Below are 13,931 nucleotides of genomic sequence, written 5' to 3' on the forward strand. Positions count from 1 at the left end.
TGTATTTTATGCGTTTATTCTGCGTTATCTAAAAAATCTTTAAGTTTATCTACAAACTTTTCCATAAACGATTTTCTCGGTTTATGGATGGTTTCTTTTTGTTGTTCTGTGTTTTCTTCTGTTTGTTCGTCTTTGCTCTGAGGTTCAGTGTTCTCTTGAGTTTCTTCAGATTTATCTTTTTCGATTTGCTCTTGTTTGTTTAAGCTATTCATCACTAATCCAACAGCAGTAGCGTAAATTGGACTTGCGGTTTCTTTATTTGTATCGCCAGCGAGATGCTCATTGGGGTAACCGACTCTTGTGTCCATACCTGTGATGTATTCAACAAGTTGTTTAAGATGTTTGAGTTGTGCACCGCCACCAGTGATAACAATACCAGCAATGAGTTTTTTGCGTTTTTCTTCGTGACCGTAATTTTTGATTTCTAAGAAAACTTGCTCAATAATTTCAACCGCTCGATAATGAATGATTTTAGCGAGATTTTTAAGCGAAATTTCTTTGGGTTCACGACCGCGTAAACCAGGAATAGAAACAATTTCGTTTTCTTTATTTTCGCCAGGCCAAGCAGAGCCAAATTTGATTTTAAGCAATTCGGCTTGTTTTTCTATAATAGAACAGCCATCTTTAATATCTTCAGTAATGATATTTCCACCAAATGGAATTACTGCTGTATGACGAATAATGCCATCTTTAAAAATAGCTAAATCCGTGGTGCCGCCACCAATATCAATAAGTGCTACACCAGCTTCTTTTTCTTCTTGACTCAATACGGCGTTGGCAGAAGCAAGCGGTTCTAAAGTCACGCCACTAAGCTCAAAACCAGCACTTTTGATGCATCGACCAACATTTCTAATAGATGAAATTTGACCGACAACCACGTGAAAATTAGCTTCTAACCGACCGCCATACATACCGATAGGTTCTTTGATTTCGGCTTGACCGTCAACTTTGTATTCTTGTGGTAAGACGTGAATAATTTCTTCACCAGGAAGCATCACAAGTTTATGTACTTGATCACAAAGTGCATTGATGTCGTCTTCGCTGATGACTTCGTCTGCATTTTTTCTGGTAATATAATCGCTGTGTTGTAGGCTTCTGATGTGTTGTCCTGCAATGCCAACGGTGACCGCAGAAACATTTTTTCCTGAACTTTCTTCAGCTTCTTTAACAGCCAGTTGGATGGACTGAATAGTCTGCGTAATGTTATTGACCACACCACGATGAACACCTAAACTTTTGGTTTTACCCAAGCCTAATATCTCTAACTTTCCAAACTCATTTTTGCGACCAATCATAGCTACAATCTTGGTTGTGCCAATATCAAGTCCTACTGCTATATGTTCGTTTTCCATAGTTTAAGATTCAATTTTTTCGCAAACAACTTGGTTGCCGTATTGCAAGTCGATTCTTTTGTATTTGTCTAAAAGTTTATCTTTTTTAGCTTTGACATAAAACGCTTTAAAATTCATAAACTTTTTGTTGAGGTTATCTATTTTACCAATAAATATTTTAAAATTTTGCTGTCTAAAATTCAATCCAAATTGTGCATTGGGATAGGTTCTTATTTCAGTGACGTTTTGTTTTAAAAACAAGTCGTGTTGAATATATTTTAAAAGCTTAAAAACATCACTGATCTGTTGATCTTTTATACCCCAAATTATAGGAACTCTTGCAGAATAATTTGGAGATAATGGCATTTTTTTTCCGTTTGAATCAATATAATATTGTTCACTACTAATCACTCGAGCAATGGGTTTACGCTGGGTAATTTCAGTATATAGTGTGCCATCAATATTCAAAAAAACTTCCGCATTTTCTATCATTGGGTGTGCTTCAAGTTGGGTTTCTACAATATTCAAATCTAAGTGTTCTAAGCTTAATTTCTCAACGTGTTTTTTATTTTGTATTAACAATTTATTAACCGTTTTTTTATCTACAAACAGTTGATTTTCCTGTTGGTATGTAATATTTATAGCTTTGATATTCATGCTACTGTGCCGATGATTTGTAAAGCTGACCAAGAATACCATCAAGATGAGCATCAAGCTGATTTTTATGTAAATCCAATTATTTTTCATCGCTATAATAATTTTTAATGCGTTGAGCTTCAATGCCAATATCGCCAGCACCCATAAAAACTATGACTGAACATTTACTGGTTCTGATAGCATATAATATATCATTTTTTTGAATCATTGCTTTGTCTGACAGTTTTATTTTAGACAATAAATATTTTGAATTTATGCCTTCTATCGGTTCTTCTCTTGCAGGATAAATTTCCAAGAGTTTCACATCGTCAAAGCGACTGAGTTCTTGAGCAAAATCATCAGCAAAATCTTGTGTTCTTGAAAATAAATGCGGTTGAAAAATCGCCATCACTTTTTGATTTGGATGCATTTGTTTTACAGCTTGATAAACCGCTTTTATTTCGGATGGATGATGTGCGTAATCATCAATTATGGTTAAGTCTGACCGTTTGACGATATAATTAAATCTTCTTTTTACACCGTTGAAATTGGCTAAAGATTTTGCAAAACTTTCGGCTTTTTCTGGCATATAAGCTACCGACAAAGCTAATGCACTTATGGCATTAAACAAGTTGTGGTAACCTGGCATATTAAGTTGTAAATTTTTCAGATGCAGATTTGGACTTACCCAATCAAAATGATAAGCACCGTTTTTGATACTGATATTTTCAGCATAAAAGTCAGAATTTTCATTTACGCTAATCGTTTTTCCATTAAAATCCAATTGATTTTGATGATATAATTGAGCTTTATCTTTCAATTGATTTGCAAAATCTTTAAAACTTTCTTCTAGTTCTTCTTTGGTATTGTAGATGTCTAAATGATCTGCATCTATGTTGCTAATTAATGCATAATCTGGTTTTAAGTTTAAAAAAGACCGATCAAATTCATCAGCTTCAATCACGTAAACGTCATCACCATTATGAATGTAATTTGAATTATAGTTTTGTGCTATTCCACCGAGAAATGCTGTAACGGGTTGGTTATTTTCTTTAAGTAAAAATGCCAACATACTTGTAATCGTGGTTTTGCCATGTGTGCCAGCAACTGCAATGCAAGTTTTGTTAGAACTTAAATCACCCAACACCTGAGCTCTTTTAAAAATATTAAAATTATTGGTTTTAAAGAATTGAAAAACAGGATGATTTTCTTTAATAGCTGGTGTGTAAATAACAAGTGTGTCGGATTTCTTTAGATTTTTTGCCAACTTTAGGCTTTCATCGTATTCAATTTTTGCACCAAGTTTTACCAACTTATGACACATCTCGTTTGGTGTTTTGTCATATCCCAAAACTGTTTTTCTTAGTTTTATAAAATGAAAAGCCAAGGCACTCATACCAATACCGCCAATGCCGATAAAGTAAACTTGATTGATATGTGCTAAATTTAATTTCATTTGTTATTGATAATGTTTTCTACAATATCAACGATATCTTTCGTTGCATTGGGCTTAGCTAAGGTTTTTATGTTTTTTGATAAACGCTCTCTTTGTGCTTGGTTTTGAATTAAATCTTTTAAGGTTTTCTCAAATATTTGATCTAATTCTGTTTCTTCTAAACAAATAGCGGCTTGATGTTTGGCGACAGATTGTGCATTTTTAAATTGATGATTTTCTGCAACATTAGGCGATGGAATAAAAATGACGGGTTTACCCACTAAACTCAATTCGCTTACTGAGCCAGCACCAGCACGAGAAATAATGATGTCTGCTGCGGCATAAGCGGCTTGCATATATTCTATGTATTTTAATATTTTAATGTTCTCGTTTGCTAAATTTTTATAGTCTTCAAAATAAAAAGCTCCACATTGCCACAATAAATTGCAGTTGAGTTGCTCGATTAGCTCTAAATGCTTTGCGATGGTTTTGTTAGGAATTGACGCACCCAAACTACCACCAATCACCAATAAGGTTTGCTTGTCAGGGTTTAAATTAAATTCAGAAAGTGCTTCTTCTTTTGAGAGTTTATTGTTAATTAAGTCTTGTCTAACAGGATTGCCTGTCCAAGTGATTTTGTCTTTTGGGAAGTAACGATCCATATTGTCATAAGCCACACAAATGGCATTAGCTTGTTTGGCGACCCATTTATTAGTTACGCCTGCATAAGAATTTTGTTCCTGAATCAAAGTTGGATAATTCATCATATTCGCCATTTTTAACAACGGTGCACTTGCAAAACCACCTGTGCCAATAACAATGTCAGGTTGATGTTTTTTGATAATTTGTCTTGCTTTTATCAAGCTAAACAACAGCTTAATAGGAAACAGTAAATTTGATAATGTCAATTTTCTTTGAATTCCGCTAATCCACAAGCCAATAATTTTAAAACCTGCTTTTGGTACTTTTTGCATTTCCATACGGTCTTTAGCACCAACAAACAAAATATCAGCATTGGGCTGTCTGTTTTTTATTTCTTGAGCAATCGCAATTGCTGGGTAAATATGACCGCCAGTTCCACCGCCTGATATGATTATTTTCCAAGGTTTCATAAAGTTTGACTCAATACATCTAAGGGGTTTTCTTGTTCTTCGTTTTCTTTATATTTTAGTTCGTTTTCACTGTAATCTTCATTTGATTTTGAACTTACACTTAAAATAATTCCGATGCCTACACAAGTCATCCAAATTGAAGAACCACCGCTACTGATTAGAGGCAAAGTTTGTCCAGTTACAGGAAATAAATTCACAGCAACTCCAATATTGATAAAGGCTTGAAATATAATGGGTAAACCCACTGCTGCAATGAGAAGTTTGGCGTAAACGGAATCTCTTTTCGTGAAAATAATGGCGATTCTTAACAAAATAAACAGGTAGAGCAGAAGCACAAAAAAACCACCGATTAAGCCAGTTTCTTCAATGATAATAGCATAAATAAAATCTGAAGACGACTGTGGTAAAAAATTTCTCTGTACACTTTTGCCAACGCCTTTTCCTGTTAAACCGCCTGTTGCAATAGCAATTTTAGCTTTTTCAACTTGATATTGTTCTTGTTGTTCATCGTCAGAAACAAAACTTTCTATTCTACTTGTCCACGTATCAACACGGTTTGGAAGTAAACCAGGAAAAGCCATTGATGTTAAAATAAATAAACTAACAATAATTAGAGTGCTACCAAGAATATAACCACAATACTTTATAGGATAACCGCCTAAATACGCCAGAAGCATAACCATACAAAATATGATAGCCGCCGTTGAAAAGTTGGCTGGAAATATCAAACCAACAACTGTTAAAACGGGCACCCAAAGTGGCCAAATGGTTTCTTTAAAAGTTACCTGTTTGTTGGCTATTTTTGATAAATATCTCGCTACATAAACCATCAGCACAACAGCAGCAAAGTTTGATGTTTGAAAACTCATATTAAACACAGGAATAGTTATCCAACGGCTGGCGTAAGCACCATTGATGGTTGTGCCTTGAAACAGGGTAAAAATCAATAAAACAATAGTAAACGGAAGTAGTAAAATAGAAATTCCCCTGAAATATTTATAAGGAATTTTATGCACCGCAAATATGATAACAAACCCCATAAACAAATGCACAAAATGTTTGATAAGATAACTTATGGTGTTGCCATTACCACCATTAAGGTAAGCTAAATTGCTACTTGCACTATATACAGGAATAAATGAAAACACAGCCAACAAAGCCACTATAGCCCAAATGGCTTTATCACCACTCAAATTGTTATTAAAAAAATGGACTAAAGAATTTTTCATTGGATTTATAGGTTTTGCACGGCTTCTTTAAATTGTCTTCCACGATCTTCATAATTGTCAAATAAATCAAAACTGGCACAAGCTGGCGACAGCAAAACCGTATCATCAGCTTTGGCAAGATGATAGGCTATTTTGACACATTCTTGCATAGATTGCGTTTCGTAAATTTCATCTACACAAGATTTGAAAGCTTTAATAATTTTTTGGTTGTCAACGCCAAGACAGATGATGGCTTTGACTTTTTCATTGACCAAAGGCAATAAATCTTCATAAACATTGCCTTTGTCAACACCACCAACAATCCAAATTACGTCTGAAGTTGCGGAGTCCAAAGCATAAAATGTGGCATTAATATTTGTCGCTTTAGAATCATTGATATAGTTGACATTATTGATTTTTAAAACGTGTTCCAAACGATGTTCTACACCTTGAAAAGTTTCTAATTTTTCTCTGATGGTTTCCTTCCTGATTTTGAGTAAATGAGCAACGGTAGAAGCGGCCATTGCATTTTTAGTATTCTGTTTTCCTTCGACTTGTAGAGCGGTTATTGGCATAATATGTATTTTTTTATTGAGGTTTATAATAATTTCGTTGTCTTTGAGATAGGTTCCATATTTCAATTCTTTTTCAGTTGAAATAGGAATACAGGTTGCGTTTACAGGATGATTTTTAAGCCAATTGCAGAGGTGATTTTCATCGGCATTGTAGATTAAAAAATCATCGGGTTGTTGATTTTTGGCTATTCTAAATTTTGAAGCCGTATATAAATCAAAGTTATTTTGGTAACGGTCTAAGTGATCAGGCGTTATTGATGTTATAATGGCAATATGCGGTCTAAAATTTTCTATACCATCTAACTGAAAACTACTGATTTCTAAAACATAATGTTTAGCATCTTTTTCAGCGACGGATTTAGCAAAGCTCAACCCAATATTTCCAGCCAAATCCACTTCTTTAAGTTCATCTTCTAATAAATGATACACCATATAGGCAACTGTTGTTTTGCCGTTTGAACCCGTGATACCAATGATATTGGCTTTGGTATGCTGGAAAGCAAATTCAATTTCTGAAATTATAGGAATTTGTTTTTCTTTGAGCTGTTTTACAATTTGAGCGTCATCGGGAATACCTGGACTTTTTACTATTAAATCGGCATCAGCAAGTCTGTTTAAACTGTGTTGGTGTTCTTCAAACTCAATATTGAGATTTTTTAAGGTTTCAATATTAGATGCAGAAATCTTTTGTGAATCACTTAAAAATACGTTGTATTGTTTTTTCGATGCCAAAATAGCAGCACCAAGACCACTTTTTCCACTTCCTAAAATTGCTATGTTTTGCATTATCTCACTTTTAGGGTTATGATTGATATGACAGCTAAAAGAATGCCTATAATCCAAAATCTCACCACAATTTTACTTTCGTGAAATCCTTTCTTTTGAAAATGATGGTGTAAAGGCGACATCAGAAAAATGCGTTTGCCTTCTCCTAATTTTTTCTTGGTATATTTAAACCAACCCACTTGCATTACGACAGAAAAATTTTCGGCCAGAAAAATTCCACATAGTATGGGTAATAAAAGTTCTTTTCTTGTGGCTATGGCGATTACAGCAATAATTCCGCCAATCGTTAAACTTCCCGTATCGCCCATAAATACTTGAGCGGGAAATGTATTATACCATAAAAATCCAATTAATGCACCTGTGAAAGCTGCGATAAAAATGGTCATTTCGCCAGATCTAGGGATGTTCATTACGTTTAAATAATCAGAGAAAATAACGTTGCCTGAAACCCAAGCAAAAATGCCAAGAGTCAAAACTATAATAGCTGAAGAGCCTGCAGCAAGTCCATCGATGCCATCGGTAAGGTTGGCACCATTTGATACTGCGGTAACTATAAAAATGACAATAGGTATAAAAATTAACCAAGCGTAAGGTGCTAAATCTTCACTGATCCAAGTGATGATTTTAGAATAATCAAGTTCATTATTTTTTAAAAAAGGAATAGTCGTGGTGGTTGATTTTTCTTCATCTGCAATTTCTATGATTTGATTGGTCTCAGGATTGAGTTGAATATCATTTCTCACCGTAATATCATTGTGAAAATACATGGTTAAACCTACAATGATGCCAAGTCCCACTTGACCGAATACTTTGAATTTACCTTTTAAGCCTTTTTTGTCTTTTTTAAATACCTTGATGTAATCGTCTAAAAAACCAATACTGCCCATCCATAAGGTGGTGATAATTAATAGAATAATATAAATATTACTTAAATCTGTAAATAGCAAAACAGGAATCAAGGTTGAAAAAATGATAATCAAACCACCCATAGTTGGTGTTCCCGCTTTTTGAGTTTGACCGTCAAGACCTAAGTCTCTGATGCTTTCTCCAACTTGTTGTTTTTGTAAAAAATTAATGATGCGTTTACCAAAAATCAATGAAATCAAAAGCGATAAAATGGTGGCCATAGCAGCTCTAAACGATAAATATTGATATAAACCTGCTCCAGGAAAATCATATAAACTATCGAGATATTTTAGTAAATGATATAGCATAGTTATTTTTTAAAGCGGTTTAAATAATATTTCACAATTTCCATATCATCAAAATCTTTTCGCTTTCCTTTTATTTCCTGATAGGTTTCGTGTCCTTTTCCAGCAATGAGAATAATGTCATTGGGTTTGGCTATTTTGCAAGCGGTTTTTATGGCTTCTTTTCTGTTGGTGATGCTCAATATTTTTTGTTGATGTTGAGGTTCAACTCCTTTTTCAATATCATTGATGATTTCGTCGGGATCTTCGTCTCTCGGATTATCACTTGTAAATATGACTTGGTCACTGTATTTTGCAGCAATTTGACCCATTTTTGGGCGTTTGGTTTTGTCTCTATTGCCACCGCAGCCTACTACGGTAATTAGAGTTTCGTTTTTGGTTCGTATGCTATTAATGGTTTCTAAAACATTCTTTAGTGCATCAGGTGTGTGGGCATAATCTACAATGGCTGAAATATCTTCAGATTGACTTTTGAAATGTTCAAAACGACCTTCAACAGGTTGTAGTTGACTTAAAAATTTTAGACTTTCTAACTCATCTAATTCAAACAGATTGGCGACAGCATAAACAGCAAGTAGATTATAGGCATTAAATTCGCCAATGACTTTTGTCCATACATCTTGATCATTGATTTTAAGATGTAAACCACTAAAACTATTTTCAATAATTTTGGCTTTATAATCAGCGTAGGATTTTAAGGCATATGTGTAGGTTTTTGCTTTACAATTCTGTATCATAAATTCTCCATTTTTGTCATCACTATTAGTAATGGCAAAAGCCGATTTTTTGAGTTGGTCAAACAGGCGTTTTTTTACATCTCTATAAGCTTCAAATGTTTTGTGATAATCGAGATGATCGTGAGACAAGTTAGTGAAAATAGCAGCATCAAAATCTAAACTTAGGCTGCGTTTCTGTTCAATACCGTGCGAACTTACTTCCATAAAAACATATTCTATACCAGCTTCATACATTTGGTGGATGTATTGGTTTATGGTAATAGAATCTGGTGTAGTCAATCGGGTTGGAAATTCTTCGTCATTAATAAGAATTCTAACGGTTGATATCAAACCTACAGAATAACCTAATTTTAGAAACAATTGATAGAGTAAAGTAGAAACTGTAGTTTTACCATTGGTTCCTGTTACGCCAATCAGCTTGAGTTTTGAAGATGGATTATCAAAAAAGTTAGAAGCCATATAGGCTAAAGCTTCACGGGAATCTTTCACTTTTATATAAGTAACACCATTGATTTTAAGCTCTGGAAATTCTTCGCAAACCACAGCGATAGCTCCTTGGTCAACGGCATTTTTGATATAGTGGTGTCCATCTGAATGCGTACCTTTGATGGCGACAAAAATATCGTTTAAGCCCACCTTTCTAGAATCAAAATGTAAGTTGATAAAAGATTGATTAGTAGAACCTTCAACGGCTTCTAAACTGACTTTATACAATATGTCTTTTAATGTATTCAACCTAATATGAGTTTTACGTTTTGATTCTTTTTTATTTTTTGCCCTTTAGCAATAGACTGTCTTAACACTTTTCCTTCACCGACAAATTGAACATTCAATCCTAGATTTTCTATCACCGCTATGGCATCCATTAGTGGCATTCCTTTTAGATTTGGCATAGTATTGATGTGTTCTTCTGCTTTGGCAATGGTTTTATGAACCATCAATTCATCTTGAAGCAACTGGATGCTATCTGCTGTGATTTCATCTTTTATCGGTGTTTTGGTATAAATTTTTTCGGCAATTTCTGCAAAAACAGGAGCAGCAACTTGGCTACCGTAAAACCCGATTTTTGTATCAGGCTTATGAACTGTTACAATACAAGAATATTTAGGATTATCAGCTGGAAAATAACCCGCAAAGGAGGCGATATATCTGCCACTTTCAATCCAATATTCAGTTTGGCAAGTGCCGGTTTTTCCTGCCATAGAAAAGTTTTGGTTATAAATGTTTTTAGCTGTTCCTTTTTCCACCGTTTGCTTTAGTAAATCTTGAAGTATTTTTGCTGTTTCTTTTGAGCAAACACTGTTTTGTATGATAGGTTTGTCATAATTTTTTATATTCTCACCCTTGTTCATCACTTTTTTAATGAATCTGGGTTTTATTCTTATGCCATCATTTGCTATAGCATTGTAAAAACTTAAGATTTGTAAAGGCGTCATAGACACGCCATAACCAAAAGACATCCAGGGCAGAGTAGTGCCATACCAGTTTTTATCATCAGGATGTGGAATAGATGGTTGACCTTCGCCTTTAATTTCAAGACCAATTTTTTTATTCAATCCCATATTGATCAATCGATCGACAAACCTTTCAGGATTATTTTTATAATTATCATTTATAATTTGAGAAAATGCTGTGTTAGATGAGACTTTTAAAGCATCGCCCACAGAGATTTTTCCATAGCCACCTCTTCTTGAATCTTTTATAGTTCGATTATAAAATTTAATAACTCCATTTTTAGTATCAACTACGGTAGAAGTATCGACTACCTTATCTTCTAGAGCTACAGCAAGGCTCATTAATTTAAAAGTTGACCCAGGTTCATGGCTTTCCCACACGGCATAATTTCTTTTTTCAAAATAAGTGTTGTTTTTGGTTCGACCTAAATTAGAAATCGCTTTGATTTCACCTGTTTTGGTTTCCATAACAATCACGCTACCGTGGTCGGCTTTGAATTTTTCGAGTTGTCTCAATAAAGCATGATGCACAATATCTTGAATGTTGACATCAATGGTAGAAACCACATCTAAACCATCTTCAGGCTCAATACTATTTCCATCATTAAGCGGTTTCCATTGACCTTTAGATATTTTTTGTTTGAACTGTCTTCCTTTTCTGCCTTTAAGGTATTCATCAAAAGCCCCTTCAAGACCAACGTTGTTATAGCCAACAGTTCGTCGGCCAACTTTGCCCATAGGATGCACTCTTTCAATACTTTGCTCGGCAATAAAACCACCTTTGTATGGCCCTAATTTGAAAAGTGGAAAAGTTTTAAATTGTTGATATTCACTGTAGTCCAGATTGTTGGCTATAAGCAGATAACGATTTTTTTGTTTTCTGGCATTGAGAAGTTTGTTTTTGTAGTAAGAAACAGGTAAATCTGAAAAATCTGAAAGCGCTTTTGAAAGTGATATGAGATTTTTATCAAAGTCTTTTTCAGACACTGTAACGGCATCAAATCTAATCTCGTAAACTGGGACAGAGGTTGCCAATAAATTCAAATTGGTATCGTAAAGATTACCGCGATTAGGCTCGATGATAAAGCTTTTGTACACACTTTGATTGGCGATAGATTTATAATGCTCGCCGTCAATGATTTGAATTTGAATAATTTTATAAACGATTATGCCAGTAAATAAAACCAGCATTACCAGGATGACATAAAATCGTTTAAGAATGTTTTTTTGTGCTATCATTCTGATTTTGATTTTACAATGATTTCGAAAGGTGGTTCTTCAGAAAGTTTAATACCTCTTTTGGTCATAATTTTGGTAACGTTTGACTCCATTTTGAGTTGCATCACATCTTTTTTGGTATCGACAAACTCGCTTCTAAGAGCTTTCATTTTGGTTTTGAGTTCAGCAATCTTATAGACTTTTCGATCTGCACTGTGAGAGCTGGCAATCATAACAAGTGCTAGCACGGCACAAAACAAGATAAAGCTCCAATTTTTAAACGCACCGTCTTGAATTAAAAACTTGCCTTTTATGATATCAATTGCACCTTTGCTCATAATTAAATTTTTTCTGCAATTCTTAATTTTGCACTTCTAGAGCGTTTGTTCTGTCTTATTTCTTCTTCACTTGGCACAATGAGATTGCCAACTTTTTTAAAGGGTTTTTTGATGTTCCCATAAAAATCTTTTTGAATGTCATCTTCAAAATTTCCACTTCTGATAAAATGTTTCACAAGCCTATCTTCTAAAGAGTGATATGAAATCAAGCTAAGTCTGCCACCTGTTTTTACAACATCAGTTGTTTGCAATAAAAATTCTTTAAGTGCTTCAATTTCTTGATTGACTTCTATGCGTAAAGCTTGGTAAATTTGAGCTAAAAATTTATTGATTTTGGTTTGTGGTAATAATGGCTCTAAAATTGTATTTAGCTGAAATGTTGTTTCAATAGGCTGTTGTTGTCTTGCTGAAATTATTGCAGCAGTCAACTTTGGAGCCATTCTCAACTCTGCATATTGTCGTATAATTGAAATCAATTTGTCTTCAGAATATTCATTAACAATCTTTTTGGCTGTCAGGTCTTGGCTCTGATTCATCCGCATATCTAAATCAGCGTCAAATCGTATTGAAAAGCCACGTTCGGCAGTATTGAATTGATGAGAAGACACACCAAAATCGGCTAAAACTCCATCGACAGATTCAAAACCGTGAAATTTTAAAAAGCGTTTGAGATATCTAAAATTTTCTGGAATTAAAAGGAATCTATCATCATCAATTTTGTTTTGTAATGCCGCTTCGTCTTGGTCAAAACCAATTAATTTTCCTTTAGAATTTAGTTGATTTAAAATTTCATAAGAATGTCCACCACCACCAAATGTGGCATCAACATAAACGCCGTCGGGTTTGATGTTGAGACCTTTAACGCTTTCATTGCGCAAAACGGGTATGTGATAGTCATTCTGTGTCATCATTGTTTCCCATTACGTCTTCGGCTAAATCTGCAAAATCATCGACATCTTCAATTGAAGATTCGTAGAGGTCTTTATCCCATATTTCTATAATATTGATGGCTGAAGACAGCACTAAGTTTTTATTGATATCAGCGAAGGTTTTTAAATCTTTTGGAACCAGTAATCTACCATTGGTATCGACTTCAACAACTTTGACACCAGCAGTAAACTTTCTGATAAAATCGTTGTTTTTCTTTTTAAATCTATTGAGACCATTAATCTTTTGCATTAACACATTCCACTCCTGCATTGGGTAGAGTTCGAGACATTTTTGAAACACAGAACGCTTTAAAACAAAGCCATCTTCTAAGTGGGAATGCATTTGCTTTTTTAGGGCAGAAGGCACTAATAGCCTTCCTTTTGCATCTATTTTGCACTCATATGTTCCGATGTAGTTTGTCATTGACCTCAATAATTAGGTCAAATATATCAAAAAAATTACCACAATTTACCACTTTTTACCACATTGTTGATAAGTTTTTTGAAAGTAGCACTTATAGCTATTTGGAAGAAACAGTAAATGCAGAGTTTTTAAGTCTTAATTTAGGATATCCTTATTCTTATATAAACCACTAAATTTCAGTAAGATAAGTCAATAAATTTGTTGTTTTAATGCGAGGGAATATATATTGCATAATAACTTTGCATACGATAAAATACACTTAACAATTTCAGTACTGCGAGACCATATCGCAGTAAAACTTAGAACTTACAGGAAAGAAATTGAAATCATTGAAAATGGATAAATCCATTCACAATCGAATATTTGCAAACCATAGCCAATGCACAATCCTAAGCGTTTCAACGGTTTTAAATAGTTGGATTGGAGCCATTCTATTTATAACAAATCCGATATCTATAACTTTAAATTCTGACTTTAAATTCTAACTTTCTTATAAACCCTAATTTAATTTAACGTAAGTTCGATTTATTGAAAGCT

The 13,931-nt window shown here is 34.0% G+C and carries 12 protein-coding genes; all 12 read right to left on the reverse strand.

Annotated elements, in window-relative coordinates; translation table 11 throughout:
* Positions 1 to 14 precede the first annotated feature (14 nt).
* Genes ftsA through mraZ form a run of 12 tightly spaced genes read right to left on the reverse strand, consistent with a single transcriptional unit; the run spans position 15 to position 13,394 of the window.
* Positions 15 to 1,352 (reverse strand): cell division protein FtsA, encoded by a 1,338-nt coding sequence (ftsA, locus tag ACSSV5_RS01580; protein WP_211065491.1) that lies wholly within the window; start codon positions 1,350 to 1,352, stop codon positions 15 to 17.
* Between the two features lie 3 nt (positions 1,353 to 1,355).
* Positions 1,356 to 2,078, reverse strand: a complete 723-nt coding sequence (locus ACSSV5_RS01585) for a cell division protein FtsQ/DivIB (RefSeq protein ID WP_211065492.1) — start codon at positions 2,076 to 2,078, stop codon at positions 1,356 to 1,358.
* Positions 2,068 to 3,423 carry a UDP-N-acetylmuramate--L-alanine ligase gene (gene murC, locus ACSSV5_RS01590; RefSeq protein WP_211065493.1) on the reverse strand — a complete coding sequence of 452 codons (1,356 nt, stop codon included), beginning with the start codon at positions 3,421 to 3,423 and terminating at the stop codon, positions 2,068 to 2,070. The genes ACSSV5_RS01585 and murC overlap by 11 nt, the downstream gene beginning before the upstream one ends.
* Positions 3,420 to 4,514 carry an undecaprenyldiphospho-muramoylpentapeptide beta-N-acetylglucosaminyltransferase gene (gene murG / locus ACSSV5_RS01595; RefSeq protein WP_454244500.1) on the reverse strand — a complete coding sequence of 365 codons (1,095 nt, stop codon included), beginning with the start codon at positions 4,512 to 4,514 and terminating at the stop codon, positions 3,420 to 3,422. Before murG ends, murC begins: the two co-directional genes overlap by 4 nt.
* Positions 4,511 to 5,743 (reverse strand): FtsW/RodA/SpoVE family cell cycle protein, encoded by a 1,233-nt coding sequence (locus tag ACSSV5_RS01600; protein ID WP_454244501.1) that lies wholly within the window; start codon positions 5,741 to 5,743, stop codon positions 4,511 to 4,513. The genes murG and ACSSV5_RS01600 overlap by 4 nt, the downstream gene beginning before the upstream one ends.
* A 5-nt stretch (positions 5,744 to 5,748) precedes the next feature.
* Positions 5,749 to 7,083: a UDP-N-acetylmuramoyl-L-alanine--D-glutamate ligase gene (gene murD / locus ACSSV5_RS01605; protein ID WP_454244502.1), complete on the reverse strand. Its 1,335-nt coding sequence runs from the start codon at positions 7,081 to 7,083 to the stop codon at positions 5,749 to 5,751.
* Positions 7,083 to 8,297 carry a phospho-N-acetylmuramoyl-pentapeptide-transferase gene (mraY, locus tag ACSSV5_RS01610; RefSeq protein ID WP_454244503.1) on the reverse strand — a complete coding sequence of 405 codons (1,215 nt, stop codon included), beginning with the start codon at positions 8,295 to 8,297 and terminating at the stop codon, positions 7,083 to 7,085. Before mraY ends, murD begins: the two co-directional genes overlap by 1 nt.
* Positions 8,298 to 8,299: 2 nt before the next feature.
* A complete protein-coding gene (locus tag ACSSV5_RS01615; RefSeq protein ID WP_454244504.1) occupies positions 8,300 to 9,766 on the reverse strand; it encodes a UDP-N-acetylmuramoyl-L-alanyl-D-glutamate--2,6-diaminopimelate ligase in 1,467 nt (488 codons plus the stop codon).
* The gene (locus ACSSV5_RS01620; RefSeq protein WP_454244505.1) at positions 9,763 to 11,724 is read right to left on the reverse strand and encodes a penicillin-binding protein; all 1,962 of its coding nucleotides are present in this window, start codon (positions 11,722 to 11,724) and stop codon (positions 9,763 to 9,765) included. Before ACSSV5_RS01620 ends, ACSSV5_RS01615 begins: the two co-directional genes overlap by 4 nt.
* Entirely contained in the window at positions 11,721 to 12,041 is a 321-nt protein-coding gene (locus tag ACSSV5_RS01625) for an FtsL-like putative cell division protein (RefSeq protein ID WP_211065499.1), read from the reverse strand. The genes ACSSV5_RS01620 and ACSSV5_RS01625 overlap by 4 nt, the downstream gene beginning before the upstream one ends.
* A 2-nt stretch (positions 12,042 to 12,043) precedes the next feature.
* A complete protein-coding gene (rsmH, locus tag ACSSV5_RS01630) occupies positions 12,044 to 12,952 on the reverse strand; it encodes a 16S rRNA (cytosine(1402)-N(4))-methyltransferase RsmH (RefSeq protein ID WP_454244506.1) in 909 nt (302 codons plus the stop codon).
* Positions 12,936 to 13,394 (reverse strand): division/cell wall cluster transcriptional repressor MraZ, encoded by a 459-nt coding sequence (gene mraZ, locus ACSSV5_RS01635; RefSeq protein ID WP_211065500.1) that lies wholly within the window; start codon positions 13,392 to 13,394, stop codon positions 12,936 to 12,938. Before mraZ ends, rsmH begins: the two co-directional genes overlap by 17 nt.
* Between the last annotated feature and the right edge of the window lie 537 nt (positions 13,395 to 13,931).

The sequence above is a fragment of the Psychroflexus sp. MBR-150 genome, assembly GCF_053628795.1.